The sequence below is a fragment of the Streptomyces apocyni genome, from assembly GCF_009739465.1.
GTDB classification, from domain to species: Bacteria; Actinomycetota; Actinomycetes; order Streptomycetales; family Streptomycetaceae; genus Streptomyces; species Streptomyces apocyni.
Genome location: NZ_WHOM01000078.1, coordinates 352,180 through 375,270, shown reverse-complemented (window position 1 = coordinate 375,270; position 23,091 = coordinate 352,180). Strand labels below are relative to the sequence as shown.

Genomic DNA, 23,091 nt, shown 5'->3' with positions numbered 1-23,091 from the left:
CGGCAGATGGGTTATCCACAGATCTTAGTAAGTTATCCACACTCTGCCTGTGGATAGCTACTTCCACTGGGTGGAGACGCCGAACCCCGCCGCGATAAAGCCGAAACCGACCACGATGTTCCAGTTGCCGATCGCCTCGATGGGCAGGGTGGTGTCCGTGACGTAGAAGACGACGATCCAGGCCAGCCCCACCAGGAAGAGCGCCAGCATGATCGGAGCCACCCAGCTGCGATTGGTCAGCTTGACGCTCGTCGCCTGCCGGGACGGCGGCGTGTAGTCGTCCTTCTTCTTGCGGATACGTGACTTCGGCACGAGGGGGCTCTCCTGTCGATGCGCTGCATGGCCGCGCGGGAACGGGTGTCGGCTGGCGCCGGTCAGGGCGCGATGGGGGATGCGTACTCCCCCCGGGCGTCCGTTAGCGTAGTACTTTCGCGGCGCCGTAAGGAGTAAGGGTACGTTGAGCAATTCTGCCGACTCCCCCGACCAGGACACCAGGCGTGCCCGGCCCTTTCGCTGGCGCCCGGTCCGGCTGCTCACGGCTGCTGTTTTCGCACTCGCCGGTCTCATCTTCGCCACCAGTTTCAATACTGCCAAGGGTACTAATATCCGGACAGACGCCTCCATGCTCCGACTTTCCGATCTCATCCAGGAACGCAGCCGTAAGAACGGCGACCTGGAGAAGTCCAACGGCGCACTGCGCGACGATGTCGACGCACTCACCGGGCGCGATCAGGGCAGGTCCAAAGCGGAGCAGGCCAGGCTCGATGCGCTGGAGAAGGCCGCGGGCACCCAGCGCGTCAAGGGCGAGGCCCTCACCGTGACGCTCACCGACGCCCCACCGGACGCCACCGCCAAGATCCCCGGCTACCCCGAGCCGCAGGCCAACGACCTGGTCATCCACCAGCAGGACCTCCAGGCCGTGGTGAACGCCCTCTGGCTGGGCGGCGCCAAAGGCATCAGGGTCATGGACCAGCGGCTGATCTCCACCAGCGCTGTGCGCTGCGTCGGCAACACCCTGATCCTCCAGGGCCGCGTCTACTCACCGCCGTACAAGGTCACCGCGGTCGGCGACCCCGGCAAGCTGAAGAAGGCGCTCACGGCGTCCCCGGAGATCCAGAACTACATGCAGTACGTCAATGCCTATGGGCTCGGCTGGAAAGTCGACGACCACGGGGCGATGACTCTTCCCGGCTACTCGGGCACAGTGGATCTCCACCACGCGGAGCCCGTGGAGTAGCGGCCCCGCGCGGTAATCCGTCGCCTGGGGAGGGGCCAGTCGGTGTCGGTTTCGGTGCGAGTGATCGTCAGGACCTTCAGCGAGCTGTGCGTCACCGTCGGCATGGTGATCGTGCTGTTCGTCGTCTACGTCGTCGTCTGGACCGGCGTGCGGGCCGACCACGCCATGGACGGCCAGATCGACCAGCTCCAGGACCAGTGGGCGAAGGGCAGCGTCCCGACAGCCCCAGAGGACCCGGATGCCGAAGCGCCTCCCGAGGGTTCCGCTGGTCCGCCCCCGCAGCCCGCCTACCAGGACGGCAAGCCCTTCGCCGTCATGTACATCCCGCGCTTCGGCTCCGGCTGGAGCAAGCCGGTCCTGGAAGGGACCAAGGCCGGAACGCTGAAGAAAGGCCTGGGCCACTACGACCGCACCGCGCCACTCGGCGAGCGCGGCAACTTCGCGGTGGCGGGCCACCGCCGCACCTACGGCGACCCGTTCAAGGACTTCCCCCGGCTGCGCCGGGGCGACGCCGTGGTGCTCACCGACGGCGCCACCTGGTTCACGTACCGCATCGCGAACAAGCCGTACAAGACGCTGCCGACCGATGTCGCGGTGGTCGACCCGGTGCCCGAGAAGGCGGGCTTCGACGGGCCCGGGCGCTACCTCACCCTGACCACCTGCGAGCCCGAGTGGGGCAGCAGCCACCGGCTGATCGTGTGGGCGCACCTCGACGCGACCCAGCCGGTCGAGCGCGGTAAGCCCGCAGCTTTAGGCCGCTGACCCACGCGTACCAGCCGCTGCCCCGTACTCTGGTGACCGGCCAACAGGTCAGGGGCCGCGGGAAGCCAAGGGAAGGGGCTACGGACAGCATGTACGGCTGGATCTGGCGGAAGCTGCCGGGCAACGCGGCGATCAAGGCGGCCATTTCGCTGCTGCTGATCCTCGGCGTGGTCTACGCCCTCTTCCAATACGTCTTCCCGTGGGCGGAGCCGCTCCTCCCCTTCAACGATGTGACGGTGGACCAGTGAGCGCGCGCATCCTCGTGGTGGACAACTACGACAGCTTCGTCTTCAACCTGGTCCAGTACCTGTACCAGCTGGGCGCCGAGTGCGAGGTCGTCCGCAACGACGAGGTCTCCACGGCCCACGCCCAGGACGGTTTCGACGGCGTGCTGCTCTCGCCCGGCCCCGGCGCTCCCGAGCAGGCCGGGGTCTGCATCGAGATGGTCAGGCACTGCGCCGCGACCGGGGTGCCGGTCTTCGGCGTCTGTCTCGGCATGCAGTCGATGGCGGTGGCGTACGGCGGTGTGGTGGACCGCGCGCCCGAGCTGCTGCACGGCAAGACCTCCCCCGTCACGCACGACGGCACCGGTGTCTTCGCGGGGCTGCCCTCACCGTTCACGGCGACGCGCTACCACTCGCTGGCCGCCGAGCCGGGCACCGTGCCCGCCGAGCTCAGGGTCACCGCCCGTACCGAGGACGGCATCATCATGGGGCTGCGCCACCGTGAGCTGCCGGTCGAGGGCGTGCAGTTCCACCCCGAGTCGGTACTGACCGAGCATGGCCACCGGATGCTCGCCAACTGGCTGGTGGAATGCGGCGACACGGGCGCGGTGGCGCGCTCGTCGGGGCTTGCCCCGGTGGTCGGCAGGGCCTCGGCGTGACGCCCGGCCGCCCTGAGAGTGACCCCGACTTCCCGTACGAGCACCGTGCGTACGAGGACCCCGGCACTTTCGAGGCGGCCGTCGAACAACTGGCCGACCCGCTGAACGACCCGCTCCCCGGGCAGCAGCCGCCCCCGCCTCAGCCGCAGCAGGAGTGGTACGACCCGCAGGGCTATCAGCAGGAGTGGTACGGGTACGACCAGCAGCCGGAGCGGCAGCAGCCTCAGCAGGCGTACCAGGAGCCGCGGCAGTACGCCAGCGCGCCGTACGACGAGAGCACCTCGTACGACGAGAGCACCTCGTACTACGACAGCGCCCCGTACTCCTACGAGCCCGAGCCCCAGCCCGAGCCCGCGTACGCGTACGCGGAAGCCCCCCACCGCGACGACGAGACCGTCGGCCTGCGCCCTCAAGTCCAGGAGCTGGATCAGGAGCCCACCCCCGAGCCCATCCGCCGCGCCCCCGGCTCCCGCCTGGAGGCCCGCCGTGCCGAGCGGGCCAGGCGGCCGGGCCCCGCCGTGGTCGCCAGCCGCGTGCTCGGGGAGGTCTTCATCACCTTCGGCGTACTGATGCTCCTGTTCGTCACGTACCAGCTGTGGTGGACGAACATCGCGGCCGGAATCGAGGCCGACAAGGAGGCCAGCCGCATCCAGCAGAACTGGGCGAACGGCGAGGGCAAGCCCGACGCCTTTGAACCCGGTCAGGGCTTCGCGATGCTGCACATCCCCACACTGGACGTCGTCGTCCCCGTGGCCGAGGGCATCGACAAGAAGAAGGTGCTGGACCGCGGCATGGTCGGCCACTACGCCGAGGACGGGCTGAAGTCTGCGATGCCCGAGGCCAAGAAGGGCAACTTCGCGGTCGCCGGGCACCGCAACACCCACGGCGAGCCGTTCCGCTACATCAACCGGCTCAAGCCGGGTGACCCGATCATCGTCGAGACCCAGGACACCTACTACGTCTACGAGATGGCGAACATCCTTCCGCAGACGAGCCCCAGCAACATCGACGTCATCGCCCCGGTGCCCAAACAGTCCGGCTTCACCGGTCCGGGCCGCTACATCACTCTGACGACCTGCACACCGGAGTTCACCAGTACGTACCGGATGATCGTCTGGGGCAAGATGGTCGACGAACGGCCCCGCAGCGAGGGCAAGCCGAAGGCACTCGTACGCTGAGCGGCGTCGGCGCACGACGACAAACCAGGTCAGCGGCAGTACGAGAACGGGGCGACAAGCAGTGGTAGCGAGCACCGACCAGGAGGAGCGGGCCGACGACAGTCCGGCGCCCGCACCGAGACGGCGCTCGCGCCGCGGGCGCGTTCTGACGGCGATCAGCGTCTTCGGCGAGCTGCTGATCACCGGGGGTCTGGTGCTCGGTCTGTTCGTCGTCTACTCCCTGTGGTGGACCAACGTCCTGGCGGACCGCGAGGCGAAGAAGCAGGGCAACGAGGTGCGCGAAACCTGGGAGGAGTCCGGGTCCGGGCCAGGCGAGCTGGACACCAAGGGCGGCGTCGGCTTCCTGCACGTACCGGCCATGGGCGAGCGCGACATCCTCGTCAAGAAGGGCACCAGCACCAAGGACCTCAACGACGGCACCGCCGGTTACTACACCGAGCCGGTCAAGTCCGCGCTGCCGCAGGACGACAAGGGCAACTTCTCGCTGGCCGCGCACCGCGACGGGCACGGCGCGAAGTTCCACAACATCCACAAGCTCAAGAACGGCGACTCGATCGTCTTCGAGTCCAAGGACAAGTGGTACGTGTACAAGGTCTACGCGAAGCTGCCGGAGACCAGCAAGTACAACGTGAGCGTGCTGAGCGCCGTCCCCAAGGAGTCGGGCAAGAAGAAGGCGGGCCGGTACATCACGCTGACCACCTGCACCCCGATCTACACCTCCAAGCACCGCTACATCGTGTGGGGCGAGCTGGAGCGCGTCGAGAAGGTCGACAGCGAGCGGACGCCACCGGCCGAGCTGGGCTGATTCACGACGCTGATCGCTGATTCACGGGCGGAGCCCCGGTCCCCTCTCGCTGAGGGACCGGGGCTCCGTCGTGCCGTACCAACGCGCCAGGCGGGTCAGCCGCCCACGCCGCCGATGAAGCCGCCGCCGCCATCCTGGCCGCCGTCCTGCTGGCCGCCGCTCTGGCCGCCGTCCTGTTGACCACCGTCCTGCTGTCCGCCGATCGTGCGGAGGTTGATCCGCTGGCCGGGCTTCACCTCGTCGCCTTCCTTCGGGTTGCTCCGCAGCACGAAGGAGGCGTCGTCCTGCGAGCCGTTGATGCCGCCCACCTGCAGGTTGTTCTGCGCGAGCACCTGCTTGGCCTGACCGAGGGTCATGCCGGTGATCTTGGGCATCGGGAACTTCCCGTCGTCGGGCTCTTCCTCTTCCTCTTCCGGAGCCTTGGCGATCTTGATGGTGATCGTCGAGCCAGGGTCGACGTCCGTGCCGCCAGCGGGCAGCTGCTCGAAGACCTTGCCCTCGGGCTGCGCCTCGGACTCTTCCTCGGTCTGGCTGCCCATGACCAAGCCCTTTTCGTCCAGCTTCGCCTTGGCCTGCTCCGGGGTCAGGCCCAGCAGGGCGGGGACGGTGACCACCGGCTTCGCCGTGGCGACGGTCAGGGTGATCTCGGAGCCCTTCTCCAGCTTCGTCCCGGACTCCGGGTCCTGCCGCAGCACCTCGCCAGCCGTGACGGTGGTGCTCTCTTCCTTCTCGATCGTGACCGTGAACCCGTACTCGTCGCCTTCGAGCTTCGCCTTGGCGTCTTCCTGGGTCTCCCCGACCACGCTCGGCACCGCGACCTGCGGCAACCCGGTGGAGACGACGACCTCGACCGGGCCGCCCTTCTCGATCTCGGCGCCGCTCTCCGGGCTCTGGCTACAGACGTTCCCCTCGTCCTGCTTCTCGCAGGGCTTGTCCGTACGAACGAGCTTGACGTCGGCGTTCACGGCCTGACGCTGGGCCGCGTCGAACTCCTCACCCACGAAGTTCGGCACCGTGACCTTGCCGTCGCCCTTGTTGCCGTCGCCGCCGAACACGTACATGCCGATCGCGACCGCACCGGCCAGCACCAGCACGGCCGCCGCGATCAGCAGTGCCGTGGAGGCGCCGCCGCTCTTCTTCGGCTGGCGGCGGCCGGGCTGGTCGTCGTAGCCGTAACCGCCGTCGTCCGGGTTGACCGGGGGCAGCATCGAGGTGGCCTGCTGCGCGTGGGCGTGCTGCGGGGGCAGCATCGCCGTCTGTTGGCTGTCGGGGTGGCCGCCGTACCCGACGGCGCCTATCGCGGCGGTGGCCGCGACCGGCTGACCGTCCAGGCTTGCCTCGATGTCGGCGCGCATCTCGTCCGCCGACTGATAGCGGTACTCCGGCTCCTTGACCAGGGCCTTTAGGACGATGGCGTCCATGTCGGGCGTGATCTCGGGGTCGAAGGTGCTCGGCGGCTGGGCCTCTTCCCGTACGTGCTGATACGCCACCGCGACCGGCGAGTCCCCGACGAACGGGGGACGCACGGTCAGCAGCTCGTACAGCAGACAGCCCGTCGAGTACAGGTCGGACCGGGCGTCCACCTGCTCGCCCTTGGCCTGCTCGGGCGACAGGTACTGCGCGGTGCCGATGACGGCCGAGGTCTGGGTCATCGTCATACCGGAGTCACCCATGGCGCGGGCGATGCCGAAGTCCATGACCTTGACCTGGCCGTTGCGCGTCAGCATGACGTTCGCGGGCTTGATGTCGCGGTGGACGATTCCGGCCCGGTGCGAGTACTCCAGCGCCTGGAGGATGCCGATGGTCATCTCCATCGCGCGCTCGGGGAGCAGCTTGCGCCCCGAGTGCAGCAGCTCCCGCAGCGTGGACCCGTCGACGTACTCCATCACGATGTACGGGATGGAGATCCCCGCGCCCGCACCGGACGCGCTGTCGTACACCATGTCCTCGCCGGTGTCGTAGACAGCGACGATCGCCGGATGGTTGAGCGAGGCGGCGGACTGGGCCTCCCGGCGGAACCGGGCCTGGAACGACTCGTCACGGGCCAGGTCGACCCGCAGTGTCTTCACGGCGACGGTGCGGCCAAGGCGGGTGTCATGGGCGAGGTAGACCTCCGCCATGCCGCCGCGGCCGAGCACCTGGCCCAGCTCGTACCGGCCGCCGAGGCGACGCGGCTCTTCCATAGCTACCTACCAGCCCTCTCCGTCGGTCCCGACCGCACCCATGTGAGGTCCGGCGGTGTGCTGCCTCGGCATACCGTACCGGGCTGCTTCACCATGATCCGGCCGCAACCGATACCTGATACAGGACCGGTACCGCCGTGACCGACGTCACTTGACGGTCGGTAGTGCCGTGTCCGGGTCCGCGTCAGCCCTTGCTGTCGATGACCGCCTTCATCACATCCTTGGCGATCGGGGCGGCGAGGCCACCGCCCGAGACGGCCTCGTCGGCGTTGCTGTCCTCGATAACCACGGCGACGGCGACCGGGGAGCCGCTGTCGGTCTTGGCGTACGAGATGAACCAGGCGAACGGTGTGCCTTCGTTGTTCTCGCCGGTCTCGGCCGTACCGGTCTTACCGCCGACGGTGACGCCGTCGATCTTGGCGTTGGTGCCGGTGCCCTCGTTGACGACGGTCTCCATCGTCTGCTGGATCTTCTGGGCGTTCGGCTTGGAGAGCGGCTCGCTCAGGGTCTTCGGCGCGTGCTTCTCGACCGTGTCCAGGTTGGGCGCCTTGAGCTCGCTGACCATGTACGGCTCCATCAGCGTGCCGTCGTTGGCGATCGCGGCGGTGACCATGGCCATCTGGAGCGGGGTGGCGCTGGTGTTGAACTGGCCGATCGAGGACAGCGCGGTCTGCGAGGGGTCCAGCTCGGTGGGGAAGACGGAGGCGTTGGAGCGGACCGGGACGAACTGCTCCTCGTTGAAGCCGAACTTCTCCGCGGTCTCGATCATCTTCTCCTTGCCGAGATCCGAGCCGATCTTGCCGAACACGGTGTTGCAGGACACCCGCATGGCCTCGCGCAGGGAGGCCTTCTCGCAGTTGTTGCCGCCGTGGTTGGGCAGCTCGGTCCTGGTGCCCGGCATGGTCCACGGCTCGGGCGTCTTGGTCTTCTCGTCCACGTCGTCGTACAGCCCGTGCTCCAGGGCCGCGGCGGCGGTCACCACCTTGAAGGTGGAGCCGGGGGCGTAGGTCTCGCGCAGTGCGCGGTTGAGCATGGGCTTGTCGGGGTTGTTGGTCAGATCGTTCCAGGCGTCGCCGTCCTTGTTGGACCGGCCGGCGAACGTGGACGGGTCGTACGACGGTGTGGAGGCGAGGGCGAGGATCGCGCCGGTCTCCGGGTCGATGGCGGCGACGGCGCCCTTGCTGTCGCCGAGGCCCTCGAAGGCGGCCTTCTGGGCGGCGCCGTTGAGGGTCGTGACGACGTTGCCGCCGCCCTTCTTCTTGCCGGTGAGCATGTCGAGCGTGCGGCTGAAGAAGAGGCGGTCGTCGGTTCCGGTGAGGATGCCGTCCTCGAGGTTCTCGATCTGGCTGGTACCGAAGACCTGCGAGGCGTACCCGGTGACGGGCGCCCACATGGGCCCGTTCTTCCAGGTGCGCTTGTACTGGAAGAAGGAGTCGTCGGTGTCCTTCGAACCGGTGATGGCCTTGCCGTCGACGATGATGTCGCCGCGCTTGATGCTGTAGCGCTCGATGTCGACGCGCTTGTTCTCCTTGCGGCTGCTCAGGTCGTCGGCCTGGACGTACTGGATCCAGTTGGTGCGGACCAGCAGGGCGAGGATAAGGACACCGCAGAAGATGGCGATGCGGCGCAGGGGCTTGTTCACGGCCGTACCACCTGGGTCATCTCGGCGTCGGGGGACGGGGCGGGGGACGGTGCGGGACGGCGCGCGGTGTCGCTGATCCGGATCAGGATGCCGATCAGCGCCCAGTTGGCGATCACGGATGAGCCGCCGTACGCGAGGAACGGCATCGTCATGCCGGTGAGCGGGATGAGTCCCATGACGCCGCCCGCGACGATGAAGATCTGTAGGGCGAAGGCGCCGGTGAGGCCGATGGCGAACAGCTTGCCGAACGGGTCACGGGCGGCCAGCGAGGTGCGCACACCCCGCTCGATGATCAGCCCGTAGATCAGCAGGAAGGCCATCACTCCGGCCAGACCGAGTTCCTCGCCGACCGTGGAGAAGATGAAGTCGGAGTTGGCGGCGAAGCCGATGAGGTCGGAGTTGCCCTGCCCCCAGCCGGTGCCCAGCACACCACCGGAACCGAACGCCATGATCGACTGGCCGATCTGCTCGCAGGCACCCGAGTCCGCGTAGCAGCCGAAGGGGTCGAGCCAGGCGTTCACCCGGGCCTCGACGTGGCTGGAGAACGAGGCGACGCCGACCGCACCGGCCACCGACATGCCGAGGCCGATGATGATCCAGCTGGTCCGCTCGGTGGCCACGTACAGCATGATCACGAAGAGGCCGAAGAACAGCAGCGAGGTGCCCAGGTCGGTCTCGAAGATCAGGATCAGCAGGCTGACGGCCCAGATCGTGATGATCGGTCCGAGGTCGCGGCCGCGCGGCAGGTAGAGCCCCATGAAGCGGCGGCTGGCCAGGGCCAGCGCGTCGCGCTTGACCATGAGGTAGCCCGAGAAGAAGACCGCGAGGGCGATCTTCGCGAACTCGCCGGGCTGGATGGAGAATCCGGCGACGCTGATCCAGATCTTGGCGCCGAAGACGTTCCGGCCGAGGCCGGGCACGAGCGGCAGGAGCAGCAGGACGAGCGCCGCCACCATCGAGATGTACGTGTACCGCTGCAGGACGCGGTGGTCCTTCAGCAGCAGCAGTACGCCGACGAAGAGCGCGATGCCCAGTGCCGAGTACATCAGCTGGTTGGGAGCGCCCGCGGTGAACGTCGAGGCCTGCTGGAGCCGTTCGGACTGGTCCAGGCGCCAGATCAGGACGATCCCGAGGCCGTTGAGCAGCGTCGCGAGCGGCAGCAGCAGCGGATCGGCGTACGGGGCGAATCTGCGCACGATCAGGTGCGCGACACCCGCGAGCAGGCCGAGCCCAAGACCGTACCCGAGCATGCCCGTCGGCACCTCGTCGTTGATGGCGAGGCCCACGTTGGCGTACGCGAAGATCGGGATGAGCACGGCGAACACCAGGAGCGCGAGCTCGGTGTTGCGTCGGCTCGGCGCGCCGATCGCGCCGATGGTGGACGTGTGCGTAGAACTGCTCATGGTGTTGGACAGACCCCCCGCGCCTACCGCTTACCGCAGTTGTCGACGAGCGGCTGCTCTTCCTCCGTGAAGGTGGCGCTCGGTACCGGTGTCGGCGACGGAGCGTTGGCGGCGGACTCGTCGTTCTTGGCGGTCTTGTCGTTCTTGGCGTCGTCACCGCTGGCGGTGAGCCCCGAGGAGCCGCCCGCCTCCCCCTCGCCGGTGCCCGCGTTGTTCTCGCGGTCGGCCTTCTCGTTCGCCTCGTGCTTCTTGCAGGCCGAGGCCTGCAGGCTCAGCTCCTTGATCTTCGCCTCCGCGCCGGCGCGGCTGCCCTCGGCGATCGCGCCGCCCTTGACCAGCTTCTGCTGGTACTGCGGGAGGTAGGTGAGCTCGATGTCCGGGCGGTCCTTCTCGACGTCGGAGAGCGAGACCCAGGCCAGGTCCTGACTGATGCCGCGGTACAGCGCGATGTGGTCGCCGTTGGCGCTCACGTAGTACTGGGTCTGGGTCCAGCGGTAGCCGCCGTAGAGCCCGCCGCCGATCACGGCGAGCGCGAGCAGCGTGTAGAGCGATCGCTTCAGCCACTTGCGGCCACCGGACTTGCGGTAGTCGTCGTCGGCGTACGCGCCGAACTCACCCTCAGGGGTGTAGGCGTCGGGGTCACCGCTGTCCGGCGGGCCGAAGGCGCCGCTGGGCTGGTGCGGGACCGGGCGGCCGAGTCCGGCGGCGCGGCCCGCCGGGGTCTGCATGGCGCCGTTGTCGTGCGACTGGAGCTGGTTCTCGGCGACCGCGCCGACCACGACCGGGGTGTCGACGAGCTGCCCGGCGAGGGTGTCGCCGCTGTCGATGTCCAGGACATCGGCGACGATCACGGTGATGTTGTCCGGACCGCCGCCGCGCAGCGCGAGCTGGATCAGCTCCTGCACGGTCTCCTGCGGGCCCTGGTAGCTGGCGAGGGTCTCTTCCATCGTCTGGTGCGAGACCACGCCGGAGAGGCCGTCGGAGCAGATCAGGTACCGGTCACCGGCGCGGACCTCCCGTACTGAGAGGTCCGCCTCCACATGGTCGGCGCTGCCCAGCGCGCGCATCAGCAGCGACCGCTGCGGGTGCGTGGTGGCTTCCTCTTCGGTGATCCGGCCCTCGTCGACGAGCCGCTGCACCCAGGTGTGGTCCTGGGTGATCTGGGTCAGTACGCCGTCCCGCAGCAGGTACGCCCGGGAGTCGCCGACATGGACGAGGCCGAGGCGCTGGCCGGTCCACAGCAGGGCGGTGAGCGTGGTGCCCATGCCCTCCAGCTGCGGGTCCTCCTCGACCATCACGCGCAACTGGTCGTTGGCGCGCTGCACGGCCTCGCCGAGCGAGGTCAGGATGTCGGAGCCCGGGACGTCGTCGTCGAGCTGTACGAGGGTGGAGATCACCTCGGAACTGGCGACCTCGCCCGCAGCCTGGCCGCCCATACCGTCGGCGATGGCGAGCAGCCGGGGACCGGCGTAGCCGGAGTCCTCGTTGCCCTCGCGGATCATGCCTTTGTGCGATCCGGCGGCGAAGCGCAGTGAGAGACTCATGCGCACCTCGCCCGTCGGCTCCGGGTACATCCGCACGGTGCCCACCCTCCGGTCGGGAGCGCGCCGGGGCCCATTGTGTGGGCCGCGCTGGCTCGCTCGCTCCGCTCGCTCATTTTCGTACTACTTCCGCAGCTCGATGACGGTCTTGCCGATGCGGATCGGCGCGCCCAGCGGAACAGGCGTCGGGGTGGTGAGTCGGGTCCGGTCGAGATATGTGCCGTTGGTGGACCCGAGATCCTCGACGATCCACTGGCCGTCACGGTCCGGGTAGATCCTGGCATGCCTGCTGGACGCGTAGTCGTCGTCCAGCACGATTGTTGAATCGTGGGCCCGGCCCAGGGAGATGGTCTGGCCCTGTAGCGCGACCGTCGTCCCGGTGAGGGTGCCCTCGGAGACGACCAGCTTGGTGGGGGCGCCGCGGCGCTGCCGGCCGCCTCCGCCCTGCTGGCGCGGTGGGGCGCCCTGGCCGCTGGACTGGCGGTCCGGGGCCTGTCGTGCCTCTGTGTTACGACGTCCTGCACGCTGGGTGACACGCGTACCGAACAGGTCGCTGCGGATGACCTGTACGGCCACGATCACGAACAGCCACAGGAGGGCTAGGAAGCCCAGCCGCATGACCGTCAGGGTCAGCTCTGACATTGCCCCCGCTTCACCCTTCGGCTTGCCGATAAACGATGGTGGTGTTGCCCACGACGATCCGCGAGCCGTCGCGGAGCGTAGCGCGGGTGGTGTGCTGCCCGTCCACCACGATGCCGTTGGTGGACCCGAGATCCTGGATCGTCGAGGGCGTTCCGGTCCGGATCTCGCAGTGCCGGCGGGATACGCCGGGGTCGTCGATCCGCACGTCGGCTTCGGTGCTGCGGCCCAGCACCAGCGTCGGGCGGGAGATCTGATGGCGGGTGCCGTTGATCTCGATCCAGCGCCGCGTCTGGGCGCCTGGCAGGGGGCTCGCTCCGGGCGGGCCCGCCTGCGGGGGCCGGGGCGCTGCCCGGCCGCCTGGGGGCGGGGTCGGAGGCATCGGAGGCGCCCCCGCGGGCGGCTGCGGTCCACCGTGGCCCGCGGCGGGCGCGTGGATGGCGGGTGACGCCGGGGGGTGGGCCTGCGATGCCGGGGACTGGGAGGTGCTGGAGGCGAGGGTCCGGCTGCGTACCCGGTACAGGCCGGTGTCGAGGTCGTCGGCCTTCTCCAGGTGGACCTTGATGGGGCCCATGAACGTGTAGCGCTGCTGCTTGGCGTACTCGCGCACCATGGCGGAGAGCTCGTCGCCGAGCTGTCCTGAGTACGGGCTGAGGCGCTCGTAGTCGGGTGCGCTCAGCTCGACGATGAAGTCGTTGGGGACGACGGTCCGCTCGCGGTTCCAGATCGTCGCGTTGTTGTCGCACTCGCGCTGCAGGGCGCCCGCGATCTCGACCGGCTGGACTTCGGACTTGAACACCTTGGCGAAGGTGCCGTTGACCAGACCTTCGAGTCGCTGCTCGAACTTCTTCAGGACTCCCATGGGCACCTCCTCCGTCGCTGTCATCCTGGTACTGCTTACTGATCGTATCCACGCGTGGGGAAAACGGCTGGTTCCCCTTGGCTGTCCTGTGGACAGGTGTTGCCTCTCACATGCCTCCCGCGAGGGGGTTTCATGCGGATCGTAGAGGCGGCCTCAAGCCAGTGTCCCGCACCCGGGGCACTCCGTTCGCGGGCAGGTGCCTTCGGGCCGCGTTCGCGCGCGGCTTCGCAGGTGCCTCCGCGGGTGCCTTGCCGCCCGCGGATACGGATGTGAATCCACCCCCACCAGCGTGCTAATCTTCTGGATGTCGAGAGGCACCGCGCCCCACACAGCGCGGGACCGAACGGCAACACCCAATGCGCGGGTGGCGGAATAGGCAGACGCGCTGGATTCAGGTTCCAGTGCCCGAAAGGGCGTGGGGGTTCAACTCCCCCCTCGCGCACCACGAAGAACCGACGAAACGGGTCTTCACCAGTGACGAAAGTCCTGGTGGGGCCCGTTTCTCGGCGTTGTAGCTGGCTGCGTCCGGCTACTGACACGTCAGGCCCTGATCGTGAGGTACCTCACCGCCTTGCTTTTTGTGCCGCTGATTGTTCTTCGGTTGGTGCTGGGATGGCGTTGGGCCGATGTTAGGCGGCTGGCATCAGATGGCCGGTGGGCGTCCAGGTCCCGGGGTCCTTGGCCTTACGCCGGTGGAAGGTGCGGCGGCGGGGTCGCCAGGAGGTTCGTCTGGGCCTTCGATGCCGCGGATGCGGCGCGAGCCCGCAGCCTTGATGCCCTCGGCCAGTGGGTTGGCGTAACCGTTGTAGCCCTCGACGCTGTTGCGGAGCCGGAAGTAGACCTTCTGCCATACTCCAGCGCCTGCCAGTGCTTGGCGCCCGCTTCGGGACTGATAGTGATGGTGCGCAAGTGTGCGGCTTGAGGGCACTACTGGCGCCTCACCGGCGGGGAACGGGGCGGCCAGTGGCTGGTGGAGGATGCGCCGCACGGCATGCCTGAGAGTCGTGCGTGGAGGTCATCTGCCTTCCTGGCGTACGCCCTGAAGCAGCGCGCCGCGAGAAGGGAGCGCCGGGCGAAGACCCTCGCGGAGGCCCTGACGGCGGTTGAGGAGTAGCTGGAGATGCCGCACCGCACACGACGCCGTCCTGAGAGCTCGGCTGCCGTCCGGCAAATGCTCGCAGACGAAGTGAGCGGCCTCCTGGCACGCATGGCCTTCCTGGGTTCTGCCTGCACTCGGGAGCGATCAGACGAGGCAGCTAGCCATGGACTTCGATCTAACCGAGACCGCGGGATGTTCGGACCAGCCAGGCCAGGGCCGATACAAGTGAGAGTCACGGCTTGATTAGCGGTCAACGCGAGTAGCTGCACGGGCTGCGGCGGGAGAACCGTCCGTTGCGGGAGGACGTCGGCATCCTCAAACGGCCCGCGGTCTTCTTCGCGAAGAGGACCCGGTCTTCCCCGCCCGACGCACTGGCGACCTCGGCGCGCAGGCGGCCCGTGACGCCGTTCGGCTCGGCCGCGGAGCGACCGACTCCATCTCGCAGTCGTGCTCGTGGCTGGGCGTCCTACGTGATCCCCAGAGCCTCGTCGGTGCCGCCGGTACCGCACTCCTCACCGCGCGGCAGCTCCGGCCGTGATGGACAGCGTGGGTCTATCGGATTCTTCGCTGAGTCTTTGTACCTGGCTCAGCGGCCAACTGCCCGGCATATGCTGTTGAGCGGGGCGCGCGATGGAACGAAGCGCCTTTCGGGGACGATCCGTGCGGATACGGGCTCACGAGGGGCTCTACGCGAGATATCCCCGCTGGACCGCGTGCACACCCGCCTGAAATCGGTTGCGGGCGTCCAGGCTGGTGATCACGCCGTTGGTCAGGCGCCGGGCGGTGCGTACCGAGACTCCCAGGCTGCGGGCGATGCTTTCGTCCGTCCGGCCTTGTGCCATCAGCCGCATCGCCTCTTCCTGCGCCCGGGGCAACCCACTGGGGGCGGGCGGAGGGGGCTCGCTGAGTGGGGTGGCCTCCTGCCATATGTAGTCGAACAGGGTGCTGAGCATGGCGAGCAGGCCCGGTCCGCTGACGATGTAGGCACCAGCGCTGGTGTCGTTCGCGTCGGCGGCTACCAGGGCCATGCGCTGGTCTATCAGGATCATGCGGTTCGGAAGTGCGGGTACGGTGCGTACGCTGGCGCCCTGCTCTTGGAGCCAGTTCGCGTGGGCGAGCGTAGGGCCGTCCCTGCGGATGCTGTCCACGTAGATCGTGCGCATGCGCACCCCCCGGCCTAGCAACTGGAGGTTGAGGGGCTTCGACGCCTCCATGTTCTCGACGGTCTGCGGGCCCCCGGGCGCGAAGGTCAGGAACTCCTCTTGCACCTCGCTGTTGAACAGCTCCAGGTAGTCGCGGATGGCCTGTACGCCTTCCACGTATTGGAGTTCGAGTCCTGGGATGGCACTCTGCACATGCGCGTAGTCCGCGATCAGCTGGGCGGCGGCGATCCGGGTCTTCTCAAGTCGCTGTTGCTGCGCTGCGACCTCGGCCTCCTGGGAGGACAGCAGGATCTGCATGCCCAGCGGCGGGCTCACGGCCCGGGCGCCGAGGCTGGTGTCCGGGCTGCTGCGTACGAGGGTGAGCTGGGTCAGGGAATCCAGCGCCGCCCGGACGTCCGCGTCTGGGAGTCCGAGCCGGTCGGCCATCTCCTTCACACTGTCGTCAGGCCGCGCCAGCATCGCTCGGTAGACGGCCTCCGCAACAGGGCCCAACCCCAGTTGTCCCGGCATCGAGGTCCCCTCCCCGTTGAGCATTTCGCCTTGCGTCGGTTCGACCCATAGTGGTCCCTGAGGGGTCTTCACCTCGCACACCCTTGGCAAGTCTAACCATGCCTGAAACGCCTCTGGGCTGGGCTAATGCCAGGAGATGGCCGATGTGCGCGGATGCTGAGATCCAGGTTTAACTACGTATCTTCAGGGATGCCCATGTTCTTGGTGCAAGCAGAACTCCACCGTCCCGATGGGGGCACTCTGCCGTCCGGGGCGGTGGAGACAGTGGCCCGCGTGGACCAGGTGGAGCATGTGAGCGTCCACTCCGACACCCAGCCGTATCCGGTGCTGGCTCTCTATACCCGGGCACGGTCGCATCTGGCCGCTGTCGCTGTCGCCGTCGACGCGTGGCGGGAGGCCAGGGCTCAGCCCGAGTTCGACGGATGGCGTGTGGTGCGGGTGCGTGCGATTCGGATCGGCGCCGAGGCTAAGGCAGAGGGGCATGGGGACTGGGCGGGGTGACATGCGAGACGAGGGCGCAAACGTGAGTGAGGCGATGCACACGTGAGCGTCAGATGTGGCCACTTTGGCCAAGGCCACTTTGCCCCTCAGCTCGCCCCTTCAGGCCGCCCCCGGCCGCGAACAGAATCTCTAACGAAGATCCACGAACAGCCAAGGGGGATTTCTTATGTGCTTCGTGAAGCCTCTCGCCGTCGGCATTGCCACTACCGCGGCCGCCGTTCTGCTCAGCCTCGTCGCTGTGGCTCCGTCCCAGGTCGCACTCGATGCCTCCGGAGCCACGGTGCCTGTCCCCGCCGCGTCTGCGGGCCCGCTGGATGACTCGGGCTGGCAGTGACCGAGACCGCCAACTCGAGTAGATCGGCGATGCGCCAGGGGGAAGCTGACGTTGGCGGTGCCCAGAGCCAGTCAGTCACCGACGCTCAGGACTTGATGCGGCTCCGCGACATGGTGCTCGCGACCACCGTCGTCGAGGACGTGTCGGTCGCCACTCTGGTCGTCGCGGGCAGCCCCCGCTTGGGGGGTGAGGACGACGCTTACGTTCAGTCCTTAGCGGAAGTTGAGTCCCCGCTGCCGCCGCTGATCGTCCACCGGGGGACCATGCGAGTCATCGACGGGATCCACCGGTTGCAGGCGGCCGTAAGCCTCGGCCGCCGCACGGTGGCTGTCCGGTACTTCGAGGGCACCTCTCAGGAGGCAGCACTGCTCTCGGTGACCCTGAACATCAGTCACGGTAGGCCGCTGAGCCTGGAGGACCGGATGGCTGCCGCCCTGCGCATCTTCCGCTCGCACCCGCACTGGTCGGACCGGTCCGTGGCCGTGCTGGCGGGGTTGTCGGCGGCCAAGGTCGCCGCGTTGCGGCGCGACAGCGGTACGGCTCCATCCAACGTCCGGATCGGTCGGGACGGCCGGGCGCGTCCGGTGGACGCTTCCGCCGGGCGGGAGCACGCGCGCCGACTGCTGGAGGAGAACCCCGGTACGTCCATGCGGCAGATCGCCCGAACCGCGGGCATCTCGGCGGCCACAGCTGCCGATGTGCGCGATCGGATGCGCCGTGGCGAGAGTGCCGTTCCGGCTCGCCGCAGTCCTCCGGAGCGGTCCCGGCAGGTGTCCGTCACCGTGCCGCGCCTGGCGGTCGACGGTCCTTCGCGACCGCAGCGGGACCCCGAGGAGCTGACTCGTGCCATAGAGGAGTTGAAGCAGGATCCCGCGCTGCGTCAGAACGAGGCCGGGCGTGCCCTGCTGCGGATGCTCATGTTCGGCACGGCGCTCGCGCGGGAGCCCGAGCGCATCACGGCGGCGCTGCCGTGGCACTGCTATCCCCGGCTCGCCGAGCTGCTGCACGACTACGCCCGAGTCTGCGAGGGCGTCGCCGACAGGCTCAAGCGGCGGTCCGCCGAGGGCCCGGCAGGGCGCACACCGCGTTAGTCGTGTGCTGACTTGTCGAGAAATTCGGCCCCGCGCCACCACGTAATTGTTCAACTGCTCGCCATAAACGGTTGAGCGGTTGAACGACGGGATGGCGTAATAAGCTCGGGGCTGGTTAAATTTTGGCGTCGGTCAGAATCCTCCCCGTCTGCGGGGTTGCTGTGACGGAAATTATGGTTCCGGGATTGAGGGCGATCTCATGAATTATTCCCAAGGAATTACGCCTGCTGGTGCGGAGGTGCCAACGGATGCGGGTGACTCGTTGAAGACTCTGTTGTCGCAGGTAGTCTCCGTTCTCGGGCGACGTCTTGATCTTCCGGAATACGGTCCGGATGATGATTTCTTTGCCAGTGGTGGCACCTCGTTCCTTGCCGCGCTGTGTTCCTCTGATTTGCGTAAGCTGGGAATTTCCGTGGCTATTCAGGATCTGTTCGTAGCCAAGACGCCAAGGGCGCTGGCCGAACAGATAAATCAGAAGCAGGAAGTCTCCTGACCGTGTCAGATCTACTTCTTTCGGTTCCGCACTCCGTTGCCGGGACGCCTGCTCTGGATCTCGTCGCCTTTCCCGGCATGGGATCCGGAGCAGCCGGTTTCCGCGGGTGGCGGGAAAACCTCCCCCATGACTGGCGCTTCACCGTGGCCGTCCCGCCCGGGCGTGACGGAAGCTACGGACAGCCCTTCGCCACGGACATGGCACAGCTCGCTGATGACCTCGCCGCCGCACTGAGTTGCCGCCGGAGCGGACCCGACTCCCCGCCCCTGGTCCTGTTCGGGCACAGCATGGGCGGTCTGCTCGCCTTGCTGGTGGCGGACCGGGTGCGAACGGACGCGCTCGTCGTGGCCGCCTGCCCAGCACCGTCCGCGCTGGAGCCGGGTGCGGCGGCCTCGCACGCTGCCGATGTTCCCCTCGATGAGGCCAGACTGCGCACTGAGGTTGCCGCCATGATCACCTCCGCTCCCGGGATGGAAAGCGATGTCCTGGACGCGCTGGACGAGTTGGCCGACTTCGCGATGCCCGTCGTCGCGGCCGACATCCGGCTCATGTCGACGTTCCGCGCCCCCCAGGAGCCTGTCGGCTGCGGCATCTGGGCGTTGTACGGGCAGCAGGATGCCATCGATCCGGCCTCGTGGTCGGCGCAGACGACGGCCTCGTCCGGGATGTCGGTGCTGCCCGGCTCCCACTTCTTCGTACAGGAGGATCCGGCCCGGGCCGTGACGGAACTGCGCCGCTGTGTCGCGAAGCTCACCGGGAGTGCGTCGTGACCGCCCCGATGCTGTTGGTCCTCGACTATCCAGGCCGCCGCTCCGAGGCGCGGGTCTCCGACCTGTGTCTCGAAGAGGCCGGGTACGACGTGCGCCACCTGATGCGAACCCCGCTGCCGCGTTCGGGTTCGTCGGCCGAGTACGCCGCGGACGTGCTGGCGACCACCGACGTTCCGGCCACCGACGTTCCGGCCACCGGGGATCCGGCCACCGGGGATCCGGCCCGGCCGTATGCCGTTCTCGCGTACTGCATGGCCGCCCCGCTGGCGCTGGACGTCGCCGTACGGACCGGTTGCGCGAAGGTGCTGCTCTTCGACGGCGAGCCGTCCACTCCCGTGGCGGTCGCGGCCGAGTACCGCAACCTGCTCCGGACCATTGGCGCCGATTCCGACGCACTGCCGTCCTGGTGGGAGCGGGGACTGCTGGACGAGCGGTCCGACCGGTTCTTGCAGCTGTGCCGCGAGCACCTGGCCGACACCGTACGGCGGGCGATGGGCGGCGAGTTTGGCGCGGCTTCCGATGACGCGGAGGCCATGGCGGAAATGGCCGAGGCCATGGCGCCGCTGCTGGATGGCTTCCTGGACTGGATGGCCTACCTCGTCGCCGCGTACCGGACGGACGACCCCTCCTGGGACGGCGCGGTCGTCAACATCCTCTCCCGCGACCAGCCCCCCGTCCCGTCCTGGCCCGGCGCCGCCGCTACGCGCTCGGTCCGCACCGGCGCGCCGCGCGACGACCTGCTGGCCGACCCCACCACCCGGCGCCTCGCCCTTGAGGCGCTGGCCGAACCCAGCCGTGCCGGGCGCGGCACGTGTGATCGAGGAGCGCGATGACCAGCAATCCGTCGGATCTGCCGACGTCCCATACCCTCACCGGGCTCTGGGCCCGGGCGGTCGCGCGGCAGCCGGGAGCGCCGGCGGTCCGTGCCGACGAGACCGTACTCACCTATGCCGAGCTCGACGCGTTCTCCGACGCCGTGGCCCGGGACCTGCTGGCGGCCGGGGTGCGGCCGGAAGAACGGGTCGCGCTGTGCCTCCGGCGTGGTGTGGGTGTCTTCGCCGCCATCCTCGGTGTCCTCAAGGCGGGCGCCGCCTACGTCGCCATCGACCCTCGGTACCCGGTGGCCCGCCGCGACCTGATGATCGAGGGCAGCGGGGCTGGCACGGTGATCTGTGACGCGGGCCGGACGGACGAGTTCGCCGGTCTCACCGGCGTGACCGCACTGCCCCTGGTGGACCCGGACGCCGTACTGGCCGTGGAGCCGTCCGCTGCCGGGCCGTCCGCCGTTGTCGCGCGGCCGGGCAGCGCGGCCTGTGTCCTGTTCACTTCCGGCTCGTCCGGCAAGCCCAAGGCGACGGTGCTGGAGCACCGCAGCGTCGTTGGTTTCGCCACGAACAAGGCATTGCCCGAGCTGACCTCGCAGGACCGAGTCGGCCAGATCTCCAGCCTCTCCTTCGACGCCTTCCACTTCGAGACGTGGTGCGCGCTGGCGCACGGCGCGGAGATCGTGGTGCTGCCCGCGCTCCCCGATCTGCTCGCCTCCGACATGCAGCGCACCCTGCGACGGCTGCGGATCACCGCGATGCTCGTTCCCACCATGGCCGTCAACCATGTCGTACGGGAGGACCGGGACGCGTTCTCGGCGCTGCGGATACTCCACACCGGCGGCGACACGCTCCTGGCTGGCACCTGCCGTGACCTGCTCGCCGGGGAGTTCTCCGGGCGGCTGTTCAATCTCTACGGTCCGACTGAGGCGACGACCGCGTGCAGCTCCCACGAAGTGGCCGACCTCGCGCCGGACGCGGACGGTGTGCCCATCGGCAGGGCCCTGGACGGGGCTCGGCTCCATGTGCTCGACGACGCGCTGCGGCCTGTCGCACCGGGCGCCGTGGGCCAGCTCTACGTGGGCGGTTACGGGGTGGCCCGGGGCTATCTCGACGACCCCGCTCTGACCGCCGACCGCTTTCTGCCCGACCCGTTCAGTGCCGACGGCTCGCGCATGTACGCGACCGGCGACCTGGTGAGGCCGCACGCCGACGGCGTCCTGGGCTTTGTCGGTCGCGCCGATCATCAGGTGAAGATCCGGGGATACCGGGTAGAGCCGGGAGAGGTGGAGCGGCTGCTCGGCCGCCATCCGGCGGTGCGCGAGGTGGCTGTACTCGCTCATGGGAATGATCAGGACCGCACGCTCGCCGCGTTTGTGGTGCGACGCGGGACCATGCACCACAGCGACCTGCGTACCTTCGCCGAGGAGACGCTGCCGGATCACATGGTGCCCAGCCAGATCCTGTTCGTCGGGAAGATCCCGGCCACCGACAACGGCAAGCGTGACCGCGCGGCCCTGCTCGAGATGCTGGAATCCGAGCGTGCCAGGGCGGTCGGTTACGAACCGCCGTCCGGCAGGAGCGAACTGCTGCTCGCCGGCATTTGGGCGGAGCTCCTGGCCGTGGAGAACGTTGGCGCGGGTGACGACTTCTTCGCGCTGGGCGGCAACTCCATGCTCGCCTTCCGCATCCGCCAGCGTGTCAGGCGCGAGACGGGAGTGCGGGTCGACCTCCCAGAGATTCTGCACCATCCCGTGCTGCGCGACCTCGCGAAGGTACTGGACGACCTGACGGATACGGCCGGGACCGCCAGGACGGCTGGGACGGCGGGGGTGCCGCGATGAACCGTAGCCCTGTCACGTCCGCCGCCGACCCCGTGCTCCCGGCTGCGGCAGGTCCCGCGTCCGGCGGCGTCATCGACCTGACCGACGTGGAGATGTTCGCCGCGAACCGGCATCACGAGGCGTTCCGGCGGCTGCGCGAGGAATCGCCTGTCTATCTCAACCCGTCGGCGGACGGAACCCCGTTCTGGGCGCTGACCCGCTACGAGGATGTCCTGGCCGCCTATCGTGACCACGACGCCTTCAGTTCCGCGCACGGCGCCATTCTCGGAGGATCGTTCCGTGCGGGCGGCGGGGACACCGCGTCCGGTGACATGCTCGTGGCGTCCGATCCGCCGCGCCACCGCATGTTGCGCAAGGTGATGCACCCGCCGTTCAACTCCGCGATGGTGGACCGCGTCACCGCCCAAGTACGCACTCTGGTACGCGACGCTGTGGACGCCATGCACCGTGACGGCGGTTGCGACATCGCGCTCGACTTCGCCCCGCTGCTGCCAGTGGGCGCGCTGATGGCAATGTTCGGCGTCGGTCGGGACGACGCCCGGCACATTGTTGGACTTACCCGTGAGATGGTCGGCTACCGAGACGCCACGCTGTCCGATCTGGTGGGCGACGAGCGCACCCGTCTCGCCCACGCGCAGAGCGCGATCTTCGAGTACTTCGCCGACCTGCTGGAGGAACGGCGCGATGCCGCCGGCGACGACGTCATCGGCATGCTGCTGCGCTCCGAGATCAACGGCGAGCCACTGGACGACACGCAGATCCTCTACAACTGCATGAACATCGCCGTCGGCGGCAACGAGACGTCCTCGTACACCACCTGCTCGGGGATTCTGGCGTTCCTGGAGAACCCCGGCGAGTGGCGGCGGCTGGCCGCCGGGCGTGAGCTGTTGTCCTCCGCCATCGAGGAGATCCTGCGGTGGAGTTCCACCAACGCCTACGTGCAGCGGGTCGCGGTACGGGACGTCGTTGTGAGGCAGACGCGGATCGCCGCAGGCGACGTGGTCACGCTGTGGAACGTCTCCGCGAACCGTGACCCCGACCAGTTCGACGCACCCGAGCGGTTCGACATCACCAGGGCGCCCAACCGACACCTGTCCTTCGGCAGTGGCATCCACCGGTGCATCGGTGCCCCGACGGGCAACGCCGAGATCGCCGAGGCGTTCGGCGCGCTGCTCGACGGCGGCCTCGGTCTGCGCCTCGCCGGTGAGCCGGTCCGGTTGCACTCCAACTTCATTCTCGGCTTCACATCGCTGCCCGTCGAAGTGGGTGACTGACGCATGTCACCGAAGTCGCCGGAGGGGGACGCCGGTCACGGCGCGAGCCCCCA

Annotated in this window: 22 protein-coding genes and 1 tRNA gene; 15 read left to right on the top strand and 8 right to left on the bottom strand. The window is 68.4% G+C overall.

The window, feature by feature from the left end; translation table 11 throughout:
* Positions 1-57: 57 nt before the first annotated feature.
* A complete protein-coding gene (gene crgA, locus GCN81_RS30295; protein ID WP_156727737.1) occupies positions 58-312 on the bottom strand; it encodes a cell division protein CrgA in 255 nt (84 codons plus the stop codon).
* Between the two features lie 145 nt (positions 313-457).
* Between crgA and GCN81_RS30290 the strand changes: the two genes are divergently transcribed.
* From GCN81_RS30290 to GCN81_RS30265, 6 genes are all read left to right on the top strand, one after another.
* Positions 458-1,237, top strand: coding sequence for a DUF881 domain-containing protein (locus GCN81_RS30290; protein ID WP_156727736.1), 780 nt, complete (start codon positions 458-460; stop codon positions 1,235-1,237).
* Between the two features lie 54 nt (positions 1,238-1,291).
* Positions 1,292-1,999, top strand: a complete 708-nt coding sequence (locus GCN81_RS30285) for a class E sortase (RefSeq protein WP_156727994.1) — start codon at positions 1,292-1,294, stop codon at positions 1,997-1,999.
* 89 nt (positions 2,000-2,088) lie between these two features.
* Positions 2,089-2,247 (top strand): hypothetical protein, encoded by a 159-nt coding sequence (locus tag GCN81_RS30280; RefSeq protein WP_156727735.1) that lies wholly within the window; start codon positions 2,089-2,091, stop codon positions 2,245-2,247.
* The gene (locus tag GCN81_RS30275; RefSeq protein WP_156727734.1) at positions 2,244-2,882 is read left to right on the top strand and encodes an aminodeoxychorismate/anthranilate synthase component II; all 639 of its coding nucleotides are present in this window, start codon (positions 2,244-2,246) and stop codon (positions 2,880-2,882) included. Before GCN81_RS30280 ends, GCN81_RS30275 begins: the two co-directional genes overlap by 4 nt.
* Entirely contained in the window at positions 2,879-4,060 is a 1,182-nt protein-coding gene (locus GCN81_RS30270; protein WP_156727733.1) for a class E sortase, read from the top strand. Before GCN81_RS30275 ends, GCN81_RS30270 begins: the two co-directional genes overlap by 4 nt.
* Positions 4,061-4,121: 61 nt before the next feature.
* A complete protein-coding gene (locus GCN81_RS30265) occupies positions 4,122-4,865 on the top strand; it encodes a class E sortase (protein WP_156727732.1) in 744 nt (247 codons plus the stop codon).
* Positions 4,866-4,960: 95 nt separating this feature from the next.
* On the opposite strand, the gene pknB is transcribed toward GCN81_RS30265, so the two are convergent.
* From pknB to GCN81_RS30235, 6 genes are all read right to left on the bottom strand, one after another.
* The gene (gene pknB / locus GCN81_RS30260; protein ID WP_156727731.1) at positions 4,961-7,048 is read right to left on the bottom strand and encodes a Stk1 family PASTA domain-containing Ser/Thr kinase; all 2,088 of its coding nucleotides are present in this window, start codon (positions 7,046-7,048) and stop codon (positions 4,961-4,963) included.
* Positions 7,049-7,232: 184 nt separating this feature from the next.
* Positions 7,233-8,690 (bottom strand): peptidoglycan D,D-transpeptidase FtsI family protein, encoded by a 1,458-nt coding sequence (locus GCN81_RS30255; RefSeq protein ID WP_156727730.1) that lies wholly within the window; start codon positions 8,688-8,690, stop codon positions 7,233-7,235.
* Positions 8,687-10,093: an FtsW/RodA/SpoVE family cell cycle protein gene (locus tag GCN81_RS30250; RefSeq protein WP_156727729.1), complete on the bottom strand. Its 1,407-nt coding sequence runs from the start codon at positions 10,091-10,093 to the stop codon at positions 8,687-8,689. Before GCN81_RS30250 ends, GCN81_RS30255 begins: the two co-directional genes overlap by 4 nt.
* 23 nt (positions 10,094-10,116) lie before the next feature.
* A complete protein-coding gene (locus GCN81_RS30245; protein ID WP_156727993.1) occupies positions 10,117-11,667 on the bottom strand; it encodes a Stp1/IreP family PP2C-type Ser/Thr phosphatase in 1,551 nt (516 codons plus the stop codon).
* A gap of 90 nt (positions 11,668-11,757) precedes the next feature.
* Positions 11,758-12,276: an FHA domain-containing protein FhaB/FipA gene (locus GCN81_RS30240; protein ID WP_156727728.1), complete on the bottom strand. Its 519-nt coding sequence runs from the start codon at positions 12,274-12,276 to the stop codon at positions 11,758-11,760.
* A 10-nt stretch (positions 12,277-12,286) separates the two neighbouring features.
* The gene (locus GCN81_RS30235) at positions 12,287-13,135 is read right to left on the bottom strand and encodes an FhaA domain-containing protein (RefSeq protein ID WP_156727727.1); all 849 of its coding nucleotides are present in this window, start codon (positions 13,133-13,135) and stop codon (positions 12,287-12,289) included.
* Between the two features lie 358 nt (positions 13,136-13,493).
* Here GCN81_RS30235 and GCN81_RS30230 point away from each other — a divergent pair.
* Positions 13,494-13,580: transfer RNA gene (locus tag GCN81_RS30230), tRNA-Leu, on the top strand.
* 546 nt (positions 13,581-14,126) lie between these two features.
* Entirely contained in the window at positions 14,127-14,249 is a 123-nt protein-coding gene (locus GCN81_RS32805) for a hypothetical protein (RefSeq protein WP_267904611.1), read from the top strand.
* Between the two features lie 671 nt (positions 14,250-14,920).
* On the opposite strand, the gene GCN81_RS30220 is transcribed toward GCN81_RS32805, so the two are convergent.
* A complete protein-coding gene (locus GCN81_RS30220) occupies positions 14,921-15,907 on the bottom strand; it encodes a helix-turn-helix transcriptional regulator (RefSeq protein WP_156727726.1) in 987 nt (328 codons plus the stop codon).
* Positions 15,908-16,180: 273 nt separating this feature from the next.
* Between GCN81_RS30220 and GCN81_RS30215 the strand changes: the two genes are divergently transcribed.
* From GCN81_RS30215 to GCN81_RS30185, 7 genes are all read left to right on the top strand, one after another.
* Positions 16,181-16,408 carry a hypothetical protein gene (locus GCN81_RS30215; protein ID WP_156727725.1) on the top strand — a complete coding sequence of 76 codons (228 nt, stop codon included), beginning with the start codon at positions 16,181-16,183 and terminating at the stop codon, positions 16,406-16,408.
* A gap of 429 nt (positions 16,409-16,837) precedes the next feature.
* Positions 16,838-17,833 (top strand): ParB/RepB/Spo0J family partition protein, encoded by a 996-nt coding sequence (locus GCN81_RS30210; protein ID WP_197287853.1) that lies wholly within the window; start codon positions 16,838-16,840, stop codon positions 17,831-17,833.
* A 199-nt stretch (positions 17,834-18,032) separates the two neighbouring features.
* Positions 18,033-18,326, top strand: coding sequence for a phosphopantetheine-binding protein (locus GCN81_RS30205; RefSeq protein ID WP_156727723.1), 294 nt, complete (start codon positions 18,033-18,035; stop codon positions 18,324-18,326).
* Between the two features lie 2 nt (positions 18,327-18,328).
* On the top strand, positions 18,329-19,096 hold the full coding sequence (locus GCN81_RS30200; RefSeq protein WP_267904610.1) for a thioesterase II family protein: 768 nt from the start codon (positions 18,329-18,331) through the stop codon (positions 19,094-19,096).
* Positions 19,093-19,929 (top strand): hypothetical protein, encoded by an 837-nt coding sequence (locus GCN81_RS30195; protein ID WP_156727721.1) that lies wholly within the window; start codon positions 19,093-19,095, stop codon positions 19,927-19,929. Before GCN81_RS30200 ends, GCN81_RS30195 begins: the two co-directional genes overlap by 4 nt.
* A complete protein-coding gene (locus GCN81_RS30190) occupies positions 19,926-21,764 on the top strand; it encodes a non-ribosomal peptide synthetase (RefSeq protein ID WP_156727720.1) in 1,839 nt (612 codons plus the stop codon). Before GCN81_RS30195 ends, GCN81_RS30190 begins: the two co-directional genes overlap by 4 nt.
* Positions 21,761-23,038 carry a cytochrome P450 gene (locus GCN81_RS30185; RefSeq protein ID WP_156727719.1) on the top strand — a complete coding sequence of 426 codons (1,278 nt, stop codon included), beginning with the start codon at positions 21,761-21,763 and terminating at the stop codon, positions 23,036-23,038. The genes GCN81_RS30190 and GCN81_RS30185 overlap by 4 nt, the downstream gene beginning before the upstream one ends.
* Positions 23,039-23,091 lie beyond the last annotated feature (53 nt).